Source organism: Paenibacillus foliorum (assembly GCF_013141765.1).
GTDB classification, from domain to species: domain Bacteria; phylum Bacillota; class Bacilli; order Paenibacillales; family NBRC-103111; genus Paenibacillus_S; species Paenibacillus_S foliorum.
In genome coordinates this window covers 139,508-162,743 of record NZ_WHOD01000009.1, presented here as the reverse complement: position 1 = coordinate 162,743, position 23,236 = coordinate 139,508, and the positions used below count along the sequence as shown (strand labels likewise).

The following is a 23,236-nucleotide window of genomic DNA, read 5'->3' as shown; positions in this document are numbered from 1 at the left end:
AGGGCCCTTGTGAGAGTCATGCAACAATAGGGAACAAGGATTTACAAGCTGGGGACAAATCAGACCGGAAGCATCAGAAACGAATGCGCCGGTCGTATGCTTATAATGAAATGCGCCGTATCTCAATAGCGTCATGTTCTAGCTCTATGATACAGGCGGAGGCTGGACGCTCAGGCCGGCGTAAATCAGTAATAGCCATGCCGAGCATATGCATCCGGACTGTATCACTGACCTGTAGATCACCTGGAAAATGAAGGTGTCCTGTGAAAATGTGGTTCATTTCTTCCTGAAGGCCATCTTGGAACAACCATGGGGAATGACTTTGCACATATTTATTCAAGTTGCGTTTCGAATCAACCGATAAGATGTATTCTCTCGTCTCCGGTACATCGAGAGGTACGTGGGTGAACAAAAGCTGGCGAGAGTGGCGGTTCTTTAATTCCCCCAGCCATTCCTTGGTTCCTTCGGGTACACCACTACGGGCACTATCGAGCAGCACCAGTCCGGTGTGCCCAAGGTCCAAGTAGCGGTTGTGTAGTTCGATGCCGCGTTCTTTCCAGCCCTTCACTGCAGCCTCATAACCCTCCACCGCTGAGATAGAGCGGACTCGATCGGTCTCGTATGCATAGGATTCATAATCATGATTGCCTGGAACAGCAAGCCAGGGGCATGGCAATTGGTTTAACAATTCGAGAGCGAAATCCCGGTTTTCATCACTGTACCAGTCGACCATATCACCGAGGCAGATGGCTAGGTCGGGAGCTTCTTGCTGCAGCAAGCCATTCAAATTCCGGAAGGAAGGCCAAGAGTCGGCAAAAAAGCTCCTTTTTTCACGCTGACCGGTTAAGCGTTCTTGGGGTGAGATCGAATGTAAGTCAGTGAAGACGGCAATTTTCATAAGGCACCTCGCAAGGGAAGATATAACGGATATAACCTTCACTATAAAGGGTAAATATACCATCTGGCAAAGACCTTGTTGGGCGCCCCTGCGGGCTCTCTCGACTAGCCTGTGGTAGAAATTATAGGGACTAAGTAGTACGGAACAAATTATTGCCTCGAAGACCTTTATGATAACGGGCTTGTAGAGTTGGAGTTGGAATATGAAGATGCTGTGACCACTGGCGGATATTTCGGGTTTCGCCATTCCACTCAATTAGAATTGTTGTTTTTAATTCATGACAATGCGGACACCAACGCTTTTGTTTCACTCGAGCTGGGGATTTCTGAAATACATGCCCATCTCCACATTTCCAAATTAGATCCGTTTCAGAATGAATGTATTCTTCCGACAGACATTCCCCGCCGAGCTCCCGCGCTATCTGCTTAACTTCTTCGAGTAATTGGAGCTTCAAACAGTAAGGGCACCATCTGCCTTCTTTTACATGCCCGGCTGTACGTTCAAAGATATGTCCGAGCTTGCACTTCCAGGATAGTTTTGAATTGGCGTTTTTATATTCCGCAGACAGGCATTCTCCTTCATAGGTAAGAGCGACTTGCTTAATTTCCTCAAGAAGTAAACGTTGAGTGTTTCCCGCTCGGTATTGAATGAAGCAGGCTCTGCACCACTTTCCTGATTTTACGGCTTCAGGTGTCGTTGACCAAGTATGTCCTTCATGGCATACAAAATTCAATTTAGTTTCGCTATTCACATAGACGGCAGATATACATTGCCCTCCCTTGGATTCGGCAATCTTCTTAATTTCATTGAGCGGGTTCACACTCTGAAAGAATTGATCAAAAGTAAAGTTAAGGGGGTCGTTTTTAAAAGTTACTCCTCTTTCTTGCAATTGCTGCACAATAAAAGAGACATGATCCTCGGTTAAGACAGTATACGGAATGACTAATAACTCAATGCCCAGCTCCCGACAGCGATCCTCTTTTGCCTGATCCATACTGATTCTTTTCTCTACCTCTTCGTGGTTCTTATGAAAATGTTCAATGAATTCAAAATGCTGCTTTCCGTGATATTCAAAGGCCAATTTCATGGTTTCATTATACCCATCGAGCTCCATTCCGTTCCCCAGGATCCTTCGCGTTTTAACGAACTTTTGATCAAACAAGTATTCTAAAATAAATCGACACCGTTCCTCGTTGACATAAATCGAGCAATTCGGACACCAATGTCTGGACTTAATGTGTTTGGGGATGGCCTCCCATATATGGCCGTTATTACATTGGAACTTTAAATGGGTAAATGCATTTATATAAACGGTAGAAAGACACTTGCCGCCACGTTCCTCAGCAATCTGATGCATGAGCTCAATGGAATAATTATGCCTCCCTGAACAGTATGGACACCAGCTGCCTGCTTTAATATAGGCGGGCGGGGATTCGAAAATATGCCCTACCTGACATTCCCATCTCAATCTCTCATCTGAAGCAGTGTATGCTGTGGAGAGGCATCTTCCCTTGTTCGCGAGAGCTAACTCGTGCATTTCTTCAATCGTTAGCCTTTGACTTTGGCCTTTCTTTTTATTTCCGCAAGTTGGACACCATGTGCCCCTCTGTACTCCGCTTTGTGCAGCTTCCCACATATGCCCGTCTTTGCATTCCCATAAAAGCTTGCTCTTAGCGTTCTTATATTCCAGGGACAAACACTTGCCACCGCGCCCTTCTGCTAGCTGCTTCATATCTTCAATGGTTATTTTGTAAGAATGGCCCTTCTTATTGGCAGCGCAGTTGGGACACCATTTACCGGATTTTATATTTTGGGGAGTTGATTCCCAGATGTGCGAATACTTGCATTTCCATTCCAGTTTTGTTGAATTGTTGATGTATTTTGTAGAAAGACACCAGCCCTCTTGCTCAGATGCTAGCTGGTGCATGTCTTTAATCGTTAGTTTTCGCAGTTTTATCACCGTTTCTATATATCTAGTTTGGCTTAAGTATGTGGTTACTATTTTAAGAGAGAAGGACGATTAAATATCTATGATAGTATCTCAAAAAAGTGAAACGTTTGCTGCAGGGGCAATTTGATCCGATTTATCAGTCCTTCAATCTGTCGGGGGATCCGCTAACGAAACCAATCCTCTTATGACACGTAAAGAAACGGAGTGTAAAATATCTTTTAGGACAACTCTCAGGAGGTATGGCCATGTTACGCAGATTATTAAGCAAGCTTCTTGGTTTGGATAAGCGCAGTGGATCCCAGTATCGCCCCTACCGCAGCAGTGATGACTATCGCAGACCATCGAATGGAAATAAATACAATCAACATAACCAATACGGGCACTCCCATTACAAGAAGAAGCGGTCTTCCAGCTCATACAGCAGTTAATCCTTCAGGGCTAGAAGTATCCGGTTTACATCGATTATGATATCTCGAACATCAACATAAGGCTGTTCCGTCAATAGCAAGCGGCGGAGCAGCTTTTTTGTGTCCGGGTGAAGGGTTAGCTCCAGCTCCCAGCCTGGATCGGTACCTGAAGGGGCTCGCTCCTTTGGGTTATATGTACTGTATAACAGAAAAAGCAGAAGATGGCCAATCGCATAATAGTCACTGGTTACATGTATGTTTCTTCGTAGTATTTTTTCGGATGGATCATCCGCCTCGATATCTAAAGCATCTTCCACAGCCGATTCGGCGCCTGCAAGCTCACGGGCTAATCCCAGGTCAATCAGTTTGACATGCTCTCCCTCGACGACCACATTGGCAATACTAATATCACGGTGGAGGATACCGATGGAGTGCATATAAGCCACAATGGGCAATAGCTTGCGGATCAAAAGCAGGGATGCACGTTCGGTAAAGGGGTATTGCTCCTGGAACAAAAGGGTATCCAAACTCTTCCCATCCATATATTCCATGGTGAAGCACAGATGGTTACGATAACGAAATTTGCTGTAGAGTGCTGGAATTGAGGGATGGTGCAGAAGCTCTAGCATACCGGTTTCTTTGGCGTAAATAAATTGTGCTCGCTCTGTGCCGCCTCGGATGGGTGTTACCCGTTTCATGACACAGCGCTTTCCGGAACGAACATCCAAGCATAGATAAGCGACTCCATAGCTGCCCATACCGAGCTTGCGCTCGATTCGATAGCGCCCTGTGATGATAGAGCCCTCGCGAAACCATAGGTCATCCCAGAGGCGGATGGCTTCGTTCATTTTCTTATTCATGCTGCGCCATAGGTGCTTCCATATATATTGAATGGCCATGAGCTGGGTACCGCTCCTTTGTTCTCCCGAGTGCACTCCATATACATTAAGTATAGCAGAGCAGTAAGGTTTAGAGCGAAAATGTGCTATCAGCGGTTTATTGCTTGTTGGGGTGAAAGGGTTATACGTTAGTTTTAAGTAAAAAGGGGATGAAACGCATGCGGCAGATTTTCTTCCAATAAAAACACCAATTCATTAATTTATCTAAGATTTACTTCTACAAGCTGACGGATACGTTCCGTGAAGTAGTCTAGACAGAGCAGGGGGGTGACCGAGCAAGCTTATGAGTCTGCCGAACAACTGAAGGTTAGCGTTGTAGAGAGTGCGGAGAACAACCAGGTTATCTCTGGGGTCATGCTGGAGGTTGCAGCAGGCTCAGCCTTGCAAGTAGAGAGTGCCCAGGAAACCTCCGTTGCAATGAATGAGGTAAACATGGGCGTTCAGAGAATCGCAGAAACTTCGCTCGTTGATGCGATTTCGAATTGAGTAGTAGAAAGACAAGATGGAAAGAGTGCTTAAGTCGAAAAGTGTTAGTTCCTAGCGGAACGAAACACTTTTTTTCTATTTTATAGGCTAATAAGAGGCTAATTCATGAAGAAGTTAAATAAAGCATATGCTGGAACCTTGAAGAAATGGCCAATTAAAGTAATAATAGTTTTGCAAAGACTGATGGAGCGCTAAAGGAGGAGTAAGGGCATGAGTAAAGTTTGGTCTACGGCTATGGCAGATTCCTTTATGAAGAGGTATCCGCTGGTTTCCGATATGCCGTTTCAAAAGAGAAGATGCTGGAATTATGAGAATGGTTGTATTATAACGGCTTTGGAACGGGTTTACCTTCAAACGGGTGACGAACGCTATTATGATTACATTAAAATGAATATGGATTTGTTCATCCGGGAGGATGGCAGCATCGATACGTACAATCTAAATGAGTACAATGTTGATATGATAAACCAAGGTAAAGGCTTGTTCTTATTGTATGAAAAAACCGGTGAAGAAAAATATAAAAAAGCAATTGAGCTGCTTGTTACACAAATAAAAGGACACCCTCGCACCAGTGAAGGTGGGCTATGGCATAAGAAAATTTATCCTTTCCAAATGTGGCTGGATGGCGTATACATGACCTCACCTCTGCTTGCTGCTTATGGCAAGAAGTTTAACGACCACGAGTGGTTCGATGATGTGGCTAATGAGATTCTGTTGATGGAGAAAGTGTCGCGCGATCCGAAAACCGGACTGCTCTATCATGGCTGGGATGAATCGAAAGAGGAACGTTGGGCGAATAAAGAAACCGGCTGCTCACCGCATTTCTGGGGCCGGGCATTAGGGTGGTATGTGATGGCGGTTGTGGACACGCTTGATTTCCTGCCTTTGGATCATCCGAAGCGCGGGCAAATTATCGGTATTTTCTACCGGTTGGTACAAGCTATTCTGAAAGTACAGGATGAGAAGTCGGGTCTCTGGTACCAAGTATTGAATCAAGGCACTCGTGAGGGCAATTACTTGGAGGCATCTGGGTCGGCGATGTTTACTTGTGCGCTGGCTAAGGGATATCGGATGGGTTATTTGGGCAAGGATGCTTTGTTGGCAGCGAGACGCGGGCACAAAGGGTTGCTTGAGCAATGTGTGGGTCAAGAATCGGATGGTACTTATCATTTGGATAAAATCTGCAGTGTGGCTGGTTTGGGGAATAGGCCTTACCGTGACGGCTCTTTTGCTTACTACATCAGCGAACCTACCCGTAAAGATGATCCGAAGGGCTTCGCGCCATTCGTTATGGCTTGTTTGGAGCTCGAAGCGACGGCAGCTGTACAATAAGCATAATAAGCATGAAGCGGGAGGCGAATTCAACGATGTGGAATCCAGACGAATATTTGCGGCAGTTGTATGAGACTCGGACTGGACAGTTGTCCTTTCAAGCAAAGAATCGCTCGGAATGGTTGGAATGGCAATCGGCACTCACAGAGAAGTTCATCGATTCGTTAGGCGGCTTTGAGACCTCGAAGCCGGATTTGCAGCCACGTGAGCTTGAACGCGTTGAATTCGATGATTATATTCGCGAGCGGATCGAAATCACGACGGCTGAATCGCTGCGCATGCCGGTCTATGTGCTGCTCCCGAAGGGGAAGCAGGGCAAGCTGCCGGTCGTTATCGGCTGTCATGGTCATGGATACGGCAGTAAAGCCGCTGTCGGACTGCTGGCTGACGGTACAGAAGCCGGAGATGTTGATCCTGATGTTCATCATACGTTCGCGCTCTCCTTGGTCAAGCGGGGTTTCGCTGTAGTTGTGCCTGAGCTGATCGGCTTCGGTGACCGTAAGCTGGAGAACGAGGTTGTGGTCAACAGCAGCACGAACTCCTGCTTTCCGATTGGTGTCTTCCTGCTCATGCTAGGTAAGACGATAGCGGGCGTGCGCATTCAGGAAACGATGGCGGCGATTGATTACGTATCCAGCCGCAGCGAGATGGATGCCTCCCGCATCGGCATCTTCGGTCTGTCCGGGGGCGGACTGGTCTCGGCCTTCACAGCGGCGCTGGATCAACGTATTCGTGCAGCGGTAGTAAGCTGCTATACAAATACGTTCCTCGATAGCATCCTAAGCATGCGTCATTGTGTGGACAATTACATCCCGAACGTGCTGCGGTATGCCGAGATGCCGGATCTGATCGGCCTTATCGCACCGCGGCCGCTGTTTATAGAAGCAGGCCGGGAGGATAAGATCTTTCCGCTTCATGGGACGGAGAAGGCGTTAGCTCAGCTGCAAGCCGTGTACCAGACGGCAGGAGTTCCTGACTCGTTGGACTCCGATCTATTTCCGGGGGGCCACGAGGTGTATGGAAAGCATTCCTTCCCATGGCTGGAGAAGCAGCTTATGAAGTAATTGAAGCGGAATGCTATGAATAATAGACAACAATATTGAAATGACAAACAAACAAGCCTCTAAACCCACTTTGATAGTGGGCTTAGAGGCTTGTTTGTTTGAGTTTTGGGGCTGGCTCATTCCGCACGCCCTTAGGGGACAGCCTCATTTTGCTTGAATCACTATAATGATTGTAGTAAAGGAGTGAACCTACTAGCTATAAAAAATAGAGATCCACATAAAATAACCCATTACAGTAAATATTAAGGGGATATTGGTGAGGTTATATGCAATTAATCAGCGAGGTGCCCTATAATGACCATCTTGGAGTGGTTTAAACGGCGTTTTAAAAATAAGCAGAAGCAGCAGCGTGCCCAAGCGCCAAAAGTGCCTGATCAATATTTGGATAAGAATACTAATGAGCGGGTCCCGGAGAATTTGGAGGATGCGGTCGCTATTATTTCTGGGTTATTGGGAGAAAATGATGATTTTATGCTGCGGCGGTTTCATATATTCGGACAATTCGAGGCAGCAATGATTTACTTTTCCAATATGACAGATACAGCTGTTGCGAACCAGGATGTATTAAAGCCGCTTATGTATAAGCCTGAGCAGCTGGCCGGCACAGTAATTCCCCAGCAGCAGTTAATAAATGTCCTTCTGAAAGACGCGCTCTACCACAGCAAGGGGTCATCGGAATGCAGGTTGTCCATGATCATGGAATCGCTGCTGCGTGGCGGTACGATCATTCTGATTGATGGTTTAAACGAAGCCATTATCATCGAAACGACAAAGGTGGACAAACGGTCCATTGATCAGCCGCAAACCGAGCAGGTGATTCGTGGACCGCGTGAGGGTTTTATTGAGCAGTTGGGAACGAATATATCCCTACTGCGCTACAGGCTGCCTACAACCGATTTTCGGATAAAAATGATGAAGATCGGCCGTGTTACGAAGTCGAAGACGGCCATTTGTTATTTGAAGGGAATTGCCAACGATGCCTTAGTGGAGGAAGTAGAGAGACGGCTATCCGTCATTGATATCGACGGGGTGCTCGATGTTGGCTACTTGGAGCAGTTTATTGAGGATAACCATCTGTCACCGTTCCCCCAAGTCCAGAACACCGAACGAACAGATAAGGCAGTAGCCAGTATGCTGGAAGGAAGAGTCATTATTATGGTGGATGGCTCGCCCTTCGCATTGATTGTGCCTACGGTATTTAACCAATTTTATCAGACGACTGAGGATTATTCCGAACGGTTTCTGATGGTCAGCTTCATCCGCTTGTCACGGCTGCTGGCATTAGGCTTCTCACTCATTACACCTTCTCTGTATGTGGCAATCATCTCGTTCAACCCAGAGCTCATACCAACAGAGTTCGCTGTGGCTGTTTCGGGAGGACGTGCTGGGGTGCCGTTCCCTTCCATTCTTGAAGTGCTTGTAATGGAAGCTTCCATGGAGGTTCTGAGGGAAGCAACCTTGCGTCTGCCACAGCAGATTGGCGGAGCCCTCTCGATTGTCGGTGTACTTGTCATAGGACAAGCTGCAGTATCAGCCGGTTTTGTCAGTCCAATTACCGTTGTGGTCATAGCTTTAACTACAATCGGCTCCTTTGCCACGCCGGCATATAATGCGGCATTGGCCTTGAGGCTTCTGCGTTTCCCGCTTGTTTTCCTCGCGGGGATGTTCGGGCTTTACGGCGTGATGGTAGGTCTCATTCTGATTGCCAATCACTTGCTGTCTTTAAAATCGTTCGGCGTCCCTTACTTAAGCCCGGTAGTCCCCGGGAATTTTGATGGGATGAAGGACACGGTTGCAAGATCGCCCTTGTGGTCTATGAAAAAAAGACCGGCTATGCTGCATACGCCCAATCATGATCGTCTTGGCGGTGATGTGGCTGCTCAACTGAAAGAACAGCCTGTAAACACATTGGACCCGCTGAAGGTAGGAAGTCAGAAGGAGGAGAGTGCGAATGGAATATCCCCGTCAGATCACGGTGATTCAAGCAGCGGCGATTCTCGTTAGTACGATCATCGGGGTGGGTGTGCTTCCCCTCCCTCTTTTCGCCGCTCGTGCTGCAGATACCGGCGCTCCAATGGCGACGCTGTTGTCCGTTATCATAGCCTTCATTGGTTTATGGCTACTTACGAAGCTGGGCATGAGGTTTCCGAATCAATCGATTATCCAGTATAGCGAGACGATATTGGGCAAATGGCCCGCCAGAGTGGGAAGCTTGCTGATCATCGCTTTTTTCGCCCTGCTGACTTCATTAGCAGCGAGGGAATTCGGGGAAGTTGTTATCACTTCGGTTCTAAAGAAGACTCCACTAGAAATAACCGTTATTGTGATGCTCATATTGGCTACGCTTTCGTCCCGTACGGATGTGACCACGTTTGCCTATATTCATCATTTCTATTTACCGATCATTGTCTTTCCTGTGATATTAATTATAGCGCTGTCTCTAAAAAACTCTGAGCTATTCTATTTGCTCCCGGTTTGGGGAAACGAACCCTCAGGCATGCTGAAGGGAGTTTTGACTATAGCTGCATTGTTTCAAGGCTCCTTTGTTTATACAATGGTCATTCCGGCCATGCGGCGTCCGGACAGAGCTATGAGGGCAAGCTGTTGGGGAATGGGTATTGCGGGTGGGCTGTACTTCTCTATCGTTATCGGGGCTGTTGGGGTGTTTGGATCGGAGGAGACCAAAAAGCTGCTGTGGCCTACTCTCGAGCTCGCCAAAACGACAGCGCTGCCTGGAAATATTCTGGAAAGACTCGATGCGGCCTTCCTTGCTGTGTGGGTTATAGCCGTATTCACCACCTTATTTTCCAGCTATTACTTTACTATCCATGCACTATGCAAGCTTCTACGGTTACGTGATCATAAGATGTTTTCCATGTTCGTGTTACCTGTTTTGTTTGCTGCTGCCATGTTTCCGGAAAATGTACTGCATATGTATGAGATCATAGCCATTGTAGGACGCTGGGGCTTACTGCTTACAATCGGTTATCCGTTTCTGTTGCTGCTGCTAGCAGTGATCCGTAAGAAAAGGGGGGATACGGGTGGGGGCCAACGATTGGAACAGACGAGTTAAGCTGCTTCTTGTCCTTTGTCTCACCTTTCCGCTGCTCTCTGGGTGCTGGGATCGGATGGAAATTGAGGAACGCGCCGTCGTATTAGGAATCGGTATTGATGAAGCGGCGCCGGGTGCAGAGGCTGAGGAGGGGGAAATTTCCCATTTACAAGGTACGATTCCACCGCCGAAGACAGGAATGCTTCACATATCCGTACAAATTGCTGTCCCCGGACGGATCCCGCTAGGGCCGGGCGGAGGTGGTGGAGGAGGCGGAGGTGGTGGTGGTGGCGGACAGGATACAGTCTGGGTCGTGGACGGTGTGGGACATACGATTGACGATGCGATTAACAATCTGCAGCAGAGGGTCTCTCCCCCGCTATTTTTCGGTCATTTGCGGGTTATTGTGGTTTCCGAAGCGTTCGCGCAAAAAGGGATCGAAAATCTGAATGATTTTTTTCGCCGTAATGCGGAAATCCGCAGATTGAATTGGATGTTTATTTGTCGCGGAAAGGCATTTGATGTGATGAAAGCATCACAGCAACTCGAACGAGTACCAACACTATATATGGTGAATACGATGGACCAGTCCGTCAAAATGGGCCGGTTTCCGAATGATTTTCTGGGCGTGTTCTGGAGCTCTTCTTCAGCCAAGGGAAGGGAGGGTTATCTTCCTTATCTGGTGCTCAAAGGTCAAGGGACTATGGAAGTCGGCGGACTGGCCTTTTTCAAAAATGATAAAATGGTCGGTTTGACTAAACCGCTTGAAATTACTTTGTTTATGGGGCTTATCGGTTTAAATATTGCGGGGGGGCAAGGCTTTGTCAATGTGCCTGGTACATCGGAGTACATTTTGTTCGGGGCCCGACACCGAAAAACATCCTACAAAACCGAAATAAGAAACGGAAAGCCGCACATCACAGTATTTGTTCATATGGAGGGAAATATATTGGAGAAGTCAAACGAGTCAGTGAAACTTCATCATGAGGTCATTAAGCAAATTGAGAATCAGCTTGAAAAGAACGTTATTAAGTCTTACCAAGCGTTGGTTAAAAAGACACAAGAAAAGGGTTCGGATATATTCGGCTACGGCGAACGATTCAGAGCGATGCATCCGCAATATTGGAACCGCGAAATAAAAACGAAGGCCAAATGGCAGGCCATGTATACGGAGCTTTCCGTGGAGATTAAAGCAGATATTAATATAAGACGTATCGGGATGAAAGCGACCTGATTAACAAGAAAATCACTGGGATGAACCAAGCTTGGATGGAGGGTTGATATCGGTTGAATCCAACTTTTTCAATAGGGTATATAAATTTCACTGTTTTATTGATGCTTCTTACAGGGGGGGCTATCCTGTGGATTGATGTAAAGGAATATAACAAAACGGGTATGAAGAGGGAGAAGAGAGCGGCTCGTTTCTTGGGGTGGTTTAATATCGTGGCGGGTTCAGGTGCCTTCATAGTCAATTGGGTTTATCAAAAAATGCTGCTTTGAAAAAGGGGGCTCCCATTTTTCAACTATAAATTGACGTTGATAATCATTATCATTATCATTATAGTGAAGATATTATAGTTGTTAAGGTGGGGGATGCATACGTATGTTTATTCAAATGAGAACCATCGTAGTGGAGAAAGGAAATTCGGATAAGGTTGTGGAAAAGTTCGGGCAACCAACGCGGGTTGATGAAATGGAAGGACTTCTCGATGTGCATGTCATGGTCAACAGAAAAAGTAAAGAAACCGAAGAAATTATCGCTATGATTAGGTGGGAGTCTGAAGAGGCTTGGAAAAACTGGGAGAAGGACCCCGTTCATATTGAAGGCCATCGTAACAGCAGAGGCCAAGAAAAGCCGGCTTATGTGATTAGTTCGAATGTTAGTATGTATGATGTGAAAAAGATAAAATCAGGCACATTCGGTAAGTAATTTGAATACGTAAGATGTGAGTGTGGGTGCGGGGGATTTTCGTGCAAATGCGCTCAAAAAAACAGTCCAGCATCGGCCTTTAAGGCTTTGCTGGACTGTTTTGTTAAGCGGGGTTCTTATCGGGTGAGGTACGCTTAGCGCTGTTGGAATCGGCTTGTTGGCGGCCAAATTGGAAGTAAAACAGCACCGTGTTTACAATGATGAGCAAGCTTAGCACCAGAAAGATATTGCTAAACACAGTAGCTGATGGCGTCAGAAGCAGCGGGTTCAGAGCCGGTGCGGTTGCTCCAGAATCGAGCATTTTGCCGATGAGCGAGGTTGCGATGGCTCCCGATATGAAGTTGGCCATCATGAAGAGGCCCATGCCGACCCCTGTTTGCTCCCTTGGCAACGTCCGTGACACAGTATTCGACAACCCTATTCCTAAGAAAGTGGCTCCAATATTGCCGAAGATCAGAAATATCCATAGTATAGTCGGCTGGATCCCTGCGGTAATGGACAGCAACACGAAGGATACAAACTGCAGAGCAACAGCTATGAGCACAAGTACTACATTCCCCCTTTGATCAGCGAGCTTTCCGCCTGTTCGACCAAGAATGGAAGCTATAATAGCTCCAGGGAACATGACGAAGCCGACAACTGCGGGAGATAATTGATTCAATTGAGTTAACATCTGCGGGATGATAAAAGGAATGCCAAAGCCTAACCCGCTGCCGATGAATGAAACAACAATGGCGATGGTATAGTTCTTGTTCTTGAAAATAGAGGGCTGGATGAACGGATGCGCCGAACGGTGGATATGCACTATAAAGAGTACAAGCAGCACAGCCCCGACGATAAACAGTGTCCAAGCCCCGCTAGTGATGCCAAGTAAAAAGACGGTGATGGTTATGGCCAGTATGGAGCCGCCGAGAAGGTCTGTCTTACCTGCTGTACCTTTATTGTCATCTAAATATTTACGGTAATATGGTAGTGTAATCAGCACTATTACAGATAATAGAAACAAATAGCGCCAACTGGCCAGACTCGTCACAAAGCCTGCAATAATGGGGCCGATAGCTGTGCCTAGCGCTAAGCCTGAAGATGTAATGCCCAAGGCTCGGCCGCGGGTTTCGGGCGGGAAGTAGCGAACCGGAATAATCATTGCTGTAGCCGGGATAACGGAAGCCCCTATGGATTGAAGAATACGCCCCGCAATAATCATCCAGTAATGCGTCGCGGCAAACCCAAGCAAGGAACCCACCGCAAAAAAAGTAAGCCCAATAGTTAATAAATCCTTGAGACGGTATTTATCCGCCAGTTTTCCGTAGGTGACTGAACCGATGGCGTACACAATAATATAAGCCGTTACGACCCAGCTTACTTGCGAGGCGGTAAGTTGAAATTCCTTTCCGATGGTAGGCAGAGCGACGTTGAACATGGTCGCATTCATCACAGAAAGAATTAATGTAAAAGCTAGAACTCGAATTAGCTTCTCTCCTGATTGGGATGTAGTCATGAAGTCTCCTTCTTGGATCGGGAATGTTACCATAATGTTCTAGTATAGCGTATTTAGGCTATTCGCGGGAAAACTTTGAAAAAACTTACATTGCGTTGAGAATCATTTTCAATTAGTATGAGTTTAAGGATTACAGTGGAATTTCACAACTACCTCTACCTTTAAGGATGTGTTTTTATGTCTTTTAAGCCAGATCCCAATCGCTATTTTTCATTGGAATACTTAGGGACCGAAGAGATCCATGTAACCGAGCGAAGTGACTTGCGGGTCAACAGAAGGGATGAACACCGCTTCGGTTTTGTGCTTCAAGAAAACGTAACGGTGACATTATACAGTAAAAATAAATGCAAAACGAGCAAGGTTCTGAGCGGAGAATTCTTTCTAATTCCTCCTGAGTGTGACTATGCGATACATAATGAAGCTGAGCGCGCAGCTCCGCTCCTTATTATACGGTTCCATTGTTTGCCTTTCCAGCACTCCTCTAGCCAGAATAGGCCTCACATTCGCACTCAACCGCTGCTGCTGATAGAGGAATTCCAGCTTTATAGCTTCCGGATGCCTCAGGTTCGCAGCTGGATACAAGATTTTATGAGTGATTGCGGGAAGGGAGAACCGGCGCTTGTATATCAACTTCAATCCCACCTCTATGCAATGGCCGCCGCATTCATGACTTTGGTACAGAAGCCGAAGGAGCTGGAGGAAGGCTTGAAGGGCTATGTAGAGCAGACCCGGCAGTACATGCTTGAGCAGTATCACCGCGACATGGATATTGAGGAGCTTGCGCGTCTGTCAGGTTCTAGCTCGAGTCGCTTTTATCAAGCATTTCGCAGACATACAGGGCTCAGCCCCAATAAATTCATTACCAAAGTCAGGCTGGACGCATCCTTAAGGTTGCTGGCCAATACACGGGAACCTATCATAGATGTGGCACATTCCATAGGGTATGCAGATGAATACTACTTTAGCCGGTTGTTTAAAAAGCATATGGGTATGGCACCGACGGAGTTCGCAGCCTGTGCACAGAAGAAGGTCGCCAGCCTCTCCCCTGTATTCCATGGCGATCTGTCCGTACTTGGGATTACCTCGCAGGTAGCTTTAAAGAGGGGGTGGTCTGAATCGCCTGATAAAGCAATTATGCAGCTTAAAAGATGTCAACCAGAGCTTATTCTGACCTCCCCGATATCCGAGGAGTTGCATCAGACATTATCTGAAATTGCACCTGTCGTCATGTTGTATTGGAAGCGAATGTCTTGGAAGGAGAGGCTGCTCGAAATCAGTATGCATCTCGGAGTAACCAGTGTCGCAGAGCGGTGGTTATCCTATTTTGACATGAAGGTGGAAAATGCACGCTTCCATATACGCAATCATTTGGGAGATGAGCCGGTTTTGCTGGTTCGAGCCTATGAGGAACAGTTTCGTGTATTTGGTATGAAAAGGCGCAAGATGAAGGACTTGTTTTATGATGATCTGCAGGTGACACCGCCCGATCTTACGAGGCATATCGATACGATGGACGCCACCTCTTTAACCGAAATTGCTGCGTTGGATTGTGACAATGTCCTGTTCCTAGTGGATAAGCTGGAGTCAGAGGCGTATTGTACACAGCTGGAATACCGCTGGGGGCAGCTAAGGAAAGGGCGGAACAAGAAGCACTGCCTGTTTATCCGACATGGTGATCCACTATTGTATAATGCGGCAGTACACGAGAGTCTTGTTGATCAAACGGTTCATCATTTCATGCAATACAGAAGCTAGGTGCCATCAGGGAAGCATAGCTGTGGAAAAATCCAAGCCGTAAATAGGAATATCTATTCACCCTTTGTCGAATTGCTGTACGATTAAGATTGTTGAGAATGATTATCAAACTAATTCGGCAAATGAGGGGATTTCATATGGGATTGGCCCAATTGATTAAGGAAAGACGTTCTGTGCATCGTTTTGAGCAGCGTCCTGTACCTGTTGAATTGGTTATGGAGCTATTGGATACAGCTGTTTGGGTACCTAACCACAAAATGACGGAGCCTTGGCGATTTATCCTACTGCATGGGGATGGACGCAAGAAGATTGCTGAGGTGAGTCGTGCTCTCAACGAGAAGCGTGAGCGCGACCCGGAGAAACGTAAGGAAGCAGGGCAGAAATTTTACGATAAGCTGATGTCGGTACCGATGTTTCTGGTTGTCGTAATGAAAGAAAACCCTCACGTTGTGGTGCGTGAGGAGGATTATGCTTCAACGAGCTGCTTGATCCACAACTTCAGCCTGCTCGCTTGGGAGCGCGGAGTCGGAATGGTGTGGGAGAGCTACCCGCTTATGCATGATCCTGCCTTCCGTGAAGCTCTAGGCATCGGGCCTGGAGAGAAAGTAGTAGGCAGCCTGCACATTGGCTATCCAGCTAGTATCCCTTCAGCGCAGGAGAGAACTCCTGCCGACCGGCTGCTGACCATTATTGAGTAGATTAGAAGAACAAACGAGTTATTCGGCGCGTTGGTTGTGATTGATTGCTTCAAAAGAGGATCCTTTAAATAAGAGGCAGGACTGCCCTTGTTGTAAAGGGTCTTTTTAGTTTTTTTTCAGTTATATGCTTGCCTCCTTTTTTTTGAAATAAGCCAATAAAAACACAATTGTTAATAGAAAAACAACAATTCTTACTAAAAATAATGTTCTATAGTTAGCTTTAGGTCTGGCTATTTGTAAAAGGGGGCTCGATACCTGAAATCGCTTACATAGTATCTAGTTGGTACAATTTTTGAATTTATGAAAATGATGAGGGAGGGTAAAAATCTAGTGAACAAAATTAAGAAAACAGTAAGTTTATTTTTGAGTGCGCTGCTTGTTCTGCAAATGGTATTGATTTTTGCACCATTGCAGGTGCATGCAGAAACAACCACCGAGTTAGCTAAATACGGTGTGAGTGCAAATGCTGTGATTGAGCAAGCAAATCAGACTCTTAACCTGCCGAGTAACTCTAAAGGCAGCGGGAATGGGATTTATAATATCAAAACGGCAACTGACACGTCGCGACTCGCGTACTTTAAGTTTGATTTGCCTGACCTAAGTAAAGTAACCGAAGCAAACAAAATATTATTGAGTATTAAAGGAAAGCCAAATACCGCTTCAGATAATCTTGAGTTCTCTGTCATAGGAGTGACGTATAATAACTGGTTCTCCGAAAAAACAGCAACGACGAATGGATATGATGTAACTCAAGCTACATATTCCAATTTGATTGCCTGGAGAAATGCACCGGTAACTTTGAACTCTTCGGGTGATACATTTCAAATAAACTACCCTGGTACTCAATCCGTAAAAGTCGGTTCTTTTAATGCAACCGGAGCCGATAACGAATATCGGGTAGATGTAACCAATTTCGTGAAAACCTCTGGAGCTGCTGGAGCCGTGACTTTTATGATTAAAAGTGAGTCTAGCGCGAATTCACAGATTTTTAGTGATGCCAATACTTCTAATATTAATACGGGTGGTACGTATGGAGTTACCAATAAAAAGCCAGCCTTGATTCTTCAAAAAGTAGAAGGCCCAGGGCCCAATCTTCCCTATACGGTTCCACCGACAAATGTAACAGCTAGTGCTGATGACGGTAATGTTCCGCAGAACGTAGTAGGCAATAATCGCTATTATCGTTGGTCTGCACAAAATACGGCAGATCAGCGGCAGTGGATACAGTTGGATCTAGGATCCGTAAAACCAATAGGCTATCTTGGAATCGGTTTCAATGCTGGGAAGGTTAGAAAATCATTTTTTGATATTCTTGTTTCCAACGATGGGATAGCTTGGACGCCTGTACTTGAGGGACAAGAAAGCAGTGGAACAACAGAAGAAGTAGAGCTTGTTAATTTGAGTGGGAAAAATATTTCAGCACGCTATGTGCGATATCTTGGAAATGGAAACAGCGCACCGAATTCAAAGGATTGGAACAGCTTAACAGCATTTCAAATTTATCCGCCAGCTTCGGATGGCAGTACTATCCTTATTCCGGTTCCTTATACGGAGCCGCCGAAGCATCCGGCTGAACGTAACACCATTCCAGGTTTAGTCAATGCAGATGGAACACCATACACACCGTATGAGCCTAATCGCAATCCTACAAAAACATGGAACATCGTTACGGACTTTGGCGCTAAACCGGATGATCCTAATTTTGACAATTCAGTGATTATTAATAATGCAATAAGTAGCTCTAACGTTTTGTCGGGTCATGAAATCTATTTCCCTAATGGCGTTTACCACCTTAAATCAACGATGAGCAGTGATGCTTTGTCCAACTTCCAAGTCAAGAGTGGCGTCAATCTTCGTGGTGAAAGCGAACAAGGTACGGTTCTGCTCTCCTATTTCAATGAGCTCAATGGTAGCTCACGGGTAATTAAAGCTTTTGCCAAGAAAGAATTGCTTATCTCCAATTTTACTATCAAATCGATCTTTGGAGACAAGTTGAATGAAATAGGACCTGACGGTCAACCGAAATATGCCTATTCTACGAACACAAATACAGCAAATCCGAAGATTGGGGGATATGGAAACGGAATCTATATCGACCAGAGTGGTGGTATTGGATCTAACAAAATAGTTGTTGAAAATGTCACTATAGAGAATTTTCAACGTATGGGCATTAGGGTCAGCCGAAGCCAAGAAATCACAATCCGAAACAGCACCTTCAAAAACGCTACGGATGTCGGCGCAGGGGGAGCGGGGTACGGGATAGCGGTCCAGGGGGACACTACCAAGGTTGATCATTTCGGCGAACCTATCGATGTGTATTTCAACCTAGTGGAAAATAATAAATTTCTTGGACCCTATCTCCGACATGGAGTGATTGTCCAGCATTTTGCACATAACAACCTGATAACAAAAAACTATGCCAACGGGACTTTGTTGGACTCTCTCGATCTTCATGGTGAAAATGAATATTTAAATGAAATCAGCTATAACTTAATTGAGAACGTTCCGAAAGAAGCGATTGGGGTTGGTAACACGGGGGGGACACCACCAAATACGAATCATTCAGCTTCTGGTCCGAAGAATTATATCCACCACAATACGCTTAAACACAATCGAGACGGCGTGATGGTTTACATGGGTTCTCCAGACACGATAATTGAAGCTAATGAGATTATCGGAACGTCAGATTATAATATGTATGGCGGAACGAGCGGAGCTGGTGGCACTACTAATGTAGTTCAGGATGGAGTTGGTATAAAACTCCATAATGCTCCAGGAACCATTGTTAAGGACAACATTATCAAAGGCAACACTGCAGCTAATTACTCGGGAATCCTGCTAGCACATCATAATGGAGATAGTAACGAAAATATGCTTGGTGCAGGTGCAGGTGATCCTGAAAATGTCACAATAATTGGAAACACAGTGACTGGAAATACCTATGGACTAAAGATTGAAACTGGGAAAAATATTGTTGTAAAGGGTAACACCATCAAGGATAATCTTATTAGAAATTTGAAGATTGATGTTGCTTTGGCTGATTCAGATTTGAAGGAAGGGGATGCAACCCTAAGCGGCTTGAAAGTAATGGACGGCACAACGTCCCTGGATCTGACTCCTGCCTTTGCAGCCGATAAAACGGATTACGCGCTAACTGTAGCCTATCGGGTTCAAACGCTTGTCATCAATGCTACTCAGCAAGTCAATACTTCGACCGTTAAAGTTAATGAGACGGTTCAATCCGGCGCCAACGGTGTCACAGTAGGTTTACTAACTGGACAAAATAGTATTGCGATTGAAGTGACTTCGGAGAATGGCACTAAGAAAAAATACCAACTCATGGTGAATCGTCTGGGTTCGAGTTCCGGCTCCTCTAGCAATCGTGGAGGCGGAGGATCTCCATCGGGAGTAACGACTCCTGATCCGGGTACTAAAACCAACGCATCTACACAATTGGTTTCTGAAATTAAGACAGTTGATAATAAGGCAGTAGCTCAAGCTAAGGTCGATGACAAAGTAATTGATACAGCCTTGAAGAACACCGACAATGGCAAGCTTAAACTAGCTGTAGACTCTAGTGTCAAAGCGGATCAAATGGTTGTATCTTTGAATAATAGCGCATTGCAAAAGATCGCGACGGAAGCCAAGGTGAAATCGGTAACCATTGAGACGAAATTAGGAAACTATGAGTTGCCAGTGAAACAGATTAATCTTCAGGATCTCGCAGCTAAGCTTGGTGTTTCCAAAGAAAATGTCAATATTGAAGTAACGATTACTAAAAATGATAGTGCCGCGGACAAAGCGAAGTCTTCTGGTCAAAGGGTGCTTGGGGCGATTGAATTTACGGTTAAGGCTGTTTCAACGGACGGAAAAAGCATAGAGATTTCTACATTTACTCAATTCGTGCCTCGTACCATCAAAGTGGAAGGAACCTTAAATGGTCGTAACTTAGCAGCAGTTCGCGTAGAGACGGACGGCCAAGGAAACACGGTTTACCAACCGGTTCCGTTCACTGTATCCGGTACTGAAGTTACGCTTTATAGCAGAACGAACAGCACTTACATGCTGTTGGAAAATAATATTACGTTTGCAGATGTCAAAACGCATTGGGCCAAAGACGAAATCGAGCGTATGGCCAATAAATTTATTGTGCAGGGCGTATCGAAGGAAGAATTCCAACCGGATCAAGCGGTTACCCGTGCTGAGTTTGCGGCGCTAATTGCCCGGTCTATGGGATTGAAGCCAGTGTCCCCGTCCAAAAATATATTTAATGATATTCGTTCCGGCGATTGGTTTGAAGGTCAAGTGTATGCAGCGGCGGAGGTAGGTATTGTCTCAGGATACGACGATCAAACCTTCCGTCCGAACCAACAAATTTCCCGTCAGGAAATGGCTGTAATGATATATCGCGCAATGAAATTTGCCGGTTTTGATGACAGCAGCAAAGCAGGGCAGAACGTAGTGTTTGCAGATGAGAATCTGTTTGAGAATTGGGCGAAGGAAGCTATTTCCGTAATGGCTAACAAGAAAATCGTGGAAGGCGTTGCTTCCGGTAAATACGATCCGACAGCAACAGCTACCCGTGCTCAAAGCTCCGTAATCTTAAGCAGAATGCTATCTGTTGTTCAGTTTACTCAATAACACAGATCTTCATGTAATCATCTCTCAAGGTCCGCCGCTTCTTAAATGGAGTTGGCGGGTCTTTTTTTAGTTGAAAGAAATAACAAAATTACATGGATTTATCATAAAATTCCATTTTTATTTGGACGTGCCAAGGATATAATCTAGAAAATGGGAAGAGCGAGGTGTTGGTATGGATCAGAAGGACAAGGTTGAAGAGCAGTATAAGGATTCTGAGCCCCTTAGGGTAAGAGCAAATACGCATCGATTGTACTCCGAGAGAATGATCAACTTAGACGCGGAGGCTCAGAAGCTAATGGATTTGGATGGTTCAGAAGCGGTTCTGGACGTGGGCTGCGGCCCTGGTGTGTTTCTGCGTTATTTAAAGGGCCATGGTCACACGGGTCGCCTTGTGGGCTTGGATCAATCTCTAGGAATGATTGCGGAAGCACAGGATGACAGCATTGAGGGATTCGTTGGGGATGCACAGCAGCTCCCTTTCGAGGAGGGGGCCTTTCAGAGGGTATCTGCCAGACATATGCTGTATCATGTGCCGAATATTCCAATGGCGTTGGAAGAAATGAAAAGAGTTCTGTCCTCCAAGGGGACTGTGCTAGTTACAACGAATTCGCAAGGATCGCTGTCTGGAATGAGGGAGCTTCGCAATCAAATGCTATCCAGCTTTGGTTATCAGGAAGCAAGCACGGCGGATACCCTTCCTATTAATACTTTTTGTATTGAGAATGCAGATGAGATTTTGGAAGCTGCTTTTTCTTCCGTTCAGAAGGTAGTCTACCAGAATGCTTTAATCTTTCGTAATTCGGATCCGATTGCGGCCTATGTGGGGACCATGCTTAGTATGCTGAATATCCCCAATGATGAAAAACTGTATGCCGAAATGCGAATGTGGCTAAAGGTTGAAGCTGAGCGAATGCTGCGGCATCATGGAGGCGTATGGCGCGACCCTAAATATACGGGTTTCTATGTTTGCAGTTAATAGGAACGCTATACATACACAAAACCAGAGAAGTAACGGAACTAGTTCTGCTCTCTCTGGTTTTTGTGTTTTCCAGACGAAAGATAACAAGCCATGATTGACAAGAAAGATGATGCTTATCAATATTTTACTAAAAATGTGAACATGCTTCGTGATCGAATGAACGACTTACTTCTTCAAACATCAGAAAGGGATAAATCTGGCATGAGATAGCAAGAGCGCTGTGGTAAAATATTAAGCAGTAGCAGTAAGAAAACGTTGTCAAAGCAGAAATATATCAAAATTTATTATGTGTGAGGGGAATGGCTAATGGTAGAGCATCTGGTTTTATTCAAATTGCACGAGGGCACAACGGAAGCCGATAAACAGAAGGTTGTAGACACATTGCAGGGGTTGAAGGATATTCCGGGTATCACTGAGTTTTCAGTCGGCTTAAATCATTCCCAAGAGGGCAAAAGCAAAGGCTTCGAAGTTGGCATGCGAATCGGCTTTGCGAATCAGGCATCACTTGACGCGTATTTACCGAGTGAACGCCATCAGTCGACAGTGGGACTAGTGAGAGAGCATTTTGCCGATGTTATCGTATTGGACTATACATGGTAAGCAAGGAGAAGCTGGAGATGAATAGGGTAAGCTATAATGAGATGAAGGGTGAGCTGCTTCGTGTTCTCTTGAAGAACGGATTTTCCCCCGAGCGGGCTGAGCTGTGCGCGAGGCTGTTCACTGATGCGAGCCGGGATGGTGTGTACTCCCATGGATTGAATCGTTTTCCCTCCTTTATTGATCAGATCAAGAAGGGGAATGTGATTGTCGATGCAGAGCCTGAGAGAATCACAGCGTGGGGAGCCTTGGAGCGTTGGGACGGTCAATATGGCCCCGGTAATTTGAACGCTCATGCTGCTATGGCTAGAGTCATTGAACTATCCCGCGAGCATGGGCTAGGAGCTGTCGCGTTGAAGAACACGAATCATTGGATGAGACCCGGTAATTACGGCTGGCAGGCCGCAGAAGCGGGCTGTATCGGCATATGCTGGACGAATACAATGCCGAACATGCCGCCGTGGGGTTCTGTGGAAAGCAAGATTGGCAATAATCCGATCGTTCTGGCTGTGCCCCGCGAGGGAGGGCACATCGTACTGGATATGGCGATGGCTCAATTCTCCTACGGGCAGCTGCAGTCTTACATATTTCGCGGCGAGCCGCTGCCGATCGAAGGTGGATATGACAGCGCTGGCAATCTGACGCGGGATCCAGCTGCGATTATGGAAACGAAACGAACGCTGCCGATCGGCTATTGGAAAGGCTCGGGGCTGTCGATCATGCTCGATCTGATCGCTGTGATGCTCTCTGGCGGCAAGTCCACCTACGATCTTGGACAAGAGGGCGGAGAACGGGGGATTTCTCAGGTGTTCCTTGCGTTTGATATGACCCGCGATCCAGCTGCACATCAGGAACTGGCAGAGCGCATCGAACAGATCGTGCAGGATCTGCAAGCAGCCGAGCCAGTACCTGGCTCCGGGAGCGTTCGCTATCCCGGCGAGGAGACGTTGCGCAGAAGACAGATCAATCTGGAGCAGGGTATTCCCGTTGAGCCGTCGGTCTGGCAGCAGGTACTGGAGCTGTAACTATGAAGGCATTTCACATCTGAT

General features: G+C 46.1%; 19 protein-coding genes. 15 read left to right on the top strand and 4 right to left on the bottom strand.

What is annotated here, in order from left to right; genetic code table 11:
* Positions 1-100 precede the first annotated feature (100 nt).
* Positions 101-940, bottom strand: a complete 840-nt coding sequence (locus tag GC093_RS02635; protein ID WP_216624466.1) for a metallophosphoesterase family protein — start codon at positions 938-940, stop codon at positions 101-103.
* Between the two features lie 88 nt (positions 941-1,028).
* Positions 1,029-2,825 (bottom strand): hypothetical protein, encoded by a 1,797-nt coding sequence (locus GC093_RS02630; protein WP_171650292.1) that lies wholly within the window; start codon positions 2,823-2,825, stop codon positions 1,029-1,031.
* A 269-nt stretch (positions 2,826-3,094) separates the two neighbouring features.
* Between GC093_RS02630 and GC093_RS02625 the strand changes: the two genes are divergently transcribed.
* Positions 3,095-3,277, top strand: a complete 183-nt coding sequence (locus tag GC093_RS02625; protein WP_171650291.1) for a hypothetical protein — start codon at positions 3,095-3,097, stop codon at positions 3,275-3,277.
* Here the strand turns inward: GC093_RS02625 and GC093_RS02620 are convergent.
* Positions 3,274-4,155, bottom strand: coding sequence for a serine/threonine protein kinase (locus tag GC093_RS02620; RefSeq protein WP_171650290.1), 882 nt, complete (start codon positions 4,153-4,155; stop codon positions 3,274-3,276). The genes GC093_RS02625 and GC093_RS02620 overlap by 4 nt on opposite strands.
* Before the next feature lie 267 nt (positions 4,156-4,422).
* On the opposite strand from GC093_RS02620, the gene GC093_RS02615 reads away from it, so the two are divergent.
* The 8 genes from GC093_RS02615 (at position 4,423) to GC093_RS02580 (ending at position 12,019) form a co-directional block, all read left to right on the top strand.
* The gene (locus GC093_RS02615) at positions 4,423-4,641 is read left to right on the top strand and encodes a hypothetical protein (protein ID WP_171650289.1); all 219 of its coding nucleotides are present in this window, start codon (positions 4,423-4,425) and stop codon (positions 4,639-4,641) included.
* A 210-nt stretch (positions 4,642-4,851) separates the two neighbouring features.
* Positions 4,852-5,973, top strand: a complete 1,122-nt coding sequence (locus GC093_RS02610) for a glycoside hydrolase family 88/105 protein (RefSeq protein WP_171650288.1) — start codon at positions 4,852-4,854, stop codon at positions 5,971-5,973.
* Positions 5,974-5,984: 11 nt separating this feature from the next.
* Positions 5,985-7,037, top strand: coding sequence for an alpha/beta hydrolase family protein (locus GC093_RS02605; RefSeq protein ID WP_216624465.1), 1,053 nt, complete (start codon positions 5,985-5,987; stop codon positions 7,035-7,037).
* 294 nt (positions 7,038-7,331) lie between these two features.
* Positions 7,332-9,041, top strand: a complete 1,710-nt coding sequence (locus GC093_RS02600) for a spore germination protein (RefSeq protein WP_171650286.1) — start codon at positions 7,332-7,334, stop codon at positions 9,039-9,041.
* The gene (locus GC093_RS02595) at positions 8,989-10,110 is read left to right on the top strand and encodes a GerAB/ArcD/ProY family transporter (RefSeq protein WP_171650285.1); all 1,122 of its coding nucleotides are present in this window, start codon (positions 8,989-8,991) and stop codon (positions 10,108-10,110) included. Before GC093_RS02600 ends, GC093_RS02595 begins: the two co-directional genes overlap by 53 nt.
* Positions 10,079-11,323, top strand: coding sequence for a Ger(x)C family spore germination protein (locus tag GC093_RS02590; protein WP_312886451.1), 1,245 nt, complete (start codon positions 10,079-10,081; stop codon positions 11,321-11,323). The genes GC093_RS02595 and GC093_RS02590 overlap by 32 nt, the downstream gene beginning before the upstream one ends.
* A gap of 53 nt (positions 11,324-11,376) precedes the next feature.
* Positions 11,377-11,589, top strand: coding sequence for a CLC_0170 family protein (locus GC093_RS02585; protein ID WP_171650284.1), 213 nt, complete (start codon positions 11,377-11,379; stop codon positions 11,587-11,589).
* 103 nt (positions 11,590-11,692) lie between these two features.
* Positions 11,693-12,019: an antibiotic biosynthesis monooxygenase gene (locus GC093_RS02580; RefSeq protein ID WP_171650283.1), complete on the top strand. Its 327-nt coding sequence runs from the start codon at positions 11,693-11,695 to the stop codon at positions 12,017-12,019.
* Between the two features lie 103 nt (positions 12,020-12,122).
* Here the strand turns inward: GC093_RS02580 and GC093_RS02575 are convergent, their stop codons facing one another.
* Positions 12,123-13,517: an MFS transporter gene (locus GC093_RS02575; RefSeq protein WP_171650282.1), complete on the bottom strand. Its 1,395-nt coding sequence runs from the start codon at positions 13,515-13,517 to the stop codon at positions 12,123-12,125.
* A gap of 177 nt (positions 13,518-13,694) precedes the next feature.
* Between GC093_RS02575 and GC093_RS02570 the strand changes: the two genes are divergently transcribed.
* The 6 genes from GC093_RS02570 (at position 13,695) to yiaK (ending at position 23,212) form a co-directional block, all read left to right on the top strand.
* Positions 13,695-15,272, top strand: coding sequence for an AraC family transcriptional regulator (locus GC093_RS02570; RefSeq protein WP_171650281.1), 1,578 nt, complete (start codon positions 13,695-13,697; stop codon positions 15,270-15,272).
* 137 nt (positions 15,273-15,409) lie between these two features.
* Complete coding sequence (locus GC093_RS02565; RefSeq protein ID WP_171650280.1) at positions 15,410-15,970, top strand: nitroreductase family protein; 561 nt, start codon at positions 15,410-15,412, stop codon at positions 15,968-15,970.
* A 330-nt stretch (positions 15,971-16,300) separates the two neighbouring features.
* Complete coding sequence (locus GC093_RS02560; RefSeq protein ID WP_171650279.1) at positions 16,301-20,611, top strand: S-layer homology domain-containing protein; 4,311 nt, start codon at positions 16,301-16,303, stop codon at positions 20,609-20,611.
* A 172-nt stretch (positions 20,612-20,783) separates the two neighbouring features.
* Positions 20,784-21,587, top strand: a complete 804-nt coding sequence (locus GC093_RS02555) for a class I SAM-dependent methyltransferase (protein ID WP_171650278.1) — start codon at positions 20,784-20,786, stop codon at positions 21,585-21,587.
* A 309-nt stretch (positions 21,588-21,896) separates the two neighbouring features.
* Positions 21,897-22,190 (top strand): Dabb family protein, encoded by a 294-nt coding sequence (locus tag GC093_RS02550; RefSeq protein WP_171650277.1) that lies wholly within the window; start codon positions 21,897-21,899, stop codon positions 22,188-22,190.
* A 17-nt stretch (positions 22,191-22,207) separates the two neighbouring features.
* Positions 22,208-23,212, top strand: a complete 1,005-nt coding sequence (gene yiaK / locus GC093_RS02545; protein WP_171650276.1) for a 3-dehydro-L-gulonate 2-dehydrogenase — start codon at positions 22,208-22,210, stop codon at positions 23,210-23,212.
* Positions 23,213-23,236 lie beyond the last annotated feature (24 nt).

Coding starts and splice junctions, on each gene's coding strand:
- GC093_RS02630 (WP_171650292.1), bottom strand. CDS start 2,825: ATGCACCAGCTAGCATCTGAGCAAGAGGGCTGGTGTCTTTCTACAAAA.
- GC093_RS02625 (WP_171650291.1), top strand. CDS start 3,095: ATGTTACGCAGATTATTAAGCAAGCTTCTTGGTTTGGATAAGCGCAGT.
- GC093_RS02620 (WP_171650290.1), bottom strand. CDS start 4,155: ATGGCCATTCAATATATATGGAAGCACCTATGGCGCAGCATGAATAAG.
- GC093_RS02610 (WP_171650288.1), top strand. CDS start 4,852: ATGAGTAAAGTTTGGTCTACGGCTATGGCAGATTCCTTTATGAAGAGG.
- GC093_RS02605 (WP_216624465.1), top strand. CDS start 5,985: ATGAAGCGGGAGGCGAATTCAACGATGTGGAATCCAGACGAATATTTG.
- GC093_RS02600 (WP_171650286.1), top strand. CDS start 7,332: ATGACCATCTTGGAGTGGTTTAAACGGCGTTTTAAAAATAAGCAGAAG.
- GC093_RS02595 (WP_171650285.1), top strand. CDS start 8,989: ATGGAATATCCCCGTCAGATCACGGTGATTCAAGCAGCGGCGATTCTC.
- GC093_RS02580 (WP_171650283.1), top strand. CDS start 11,693: ATGTTTATTCAAATGAGAACCATCGTAGTGGAGAAAGGAAATTCGGAT.
- GC093_RS02575 (WP_171650282.1), bottom strand. CDS start 13,517: ATGACTACATCCCAATCAGGAGAGAAGCTAATTCGAGTTCTAGCTTTT.
- GC093_RS02570 (WP_171650281.1), top strand. CDS start 13,695: ATGTCTTTTAAGCCAGATCCCAATCGCTATTTTTCATTGGAATACTTA.
- GC093_RS02565 (WP_171650280.1), top strand. CDS start 15,410: ATGGGATTGGCCCAATTGATTAAGGAAAGACGTTCTGTGCATCGTTTT.
- GC093_RS02555 (WP_171650278.1), top strand. CDS start 20,784: ATGGATCAGAAGGACAAGGTTGAAGAGCAGTATAAGGATTCTGAGCCC.
- GC093_RS02550 (WP_171650277.1), top strand. CDS start 21,897: ATGGTAGAGCATCTGGTTTTATTCAAATTGCACGAGGGCACAACGGAA.
- yiaK (WP_171650276.1), top strand. CDS start 22,208: ATGAATAGGGTAAGCTATAATGAGATGAAGGGTGAGCTGCTTCGTGTT.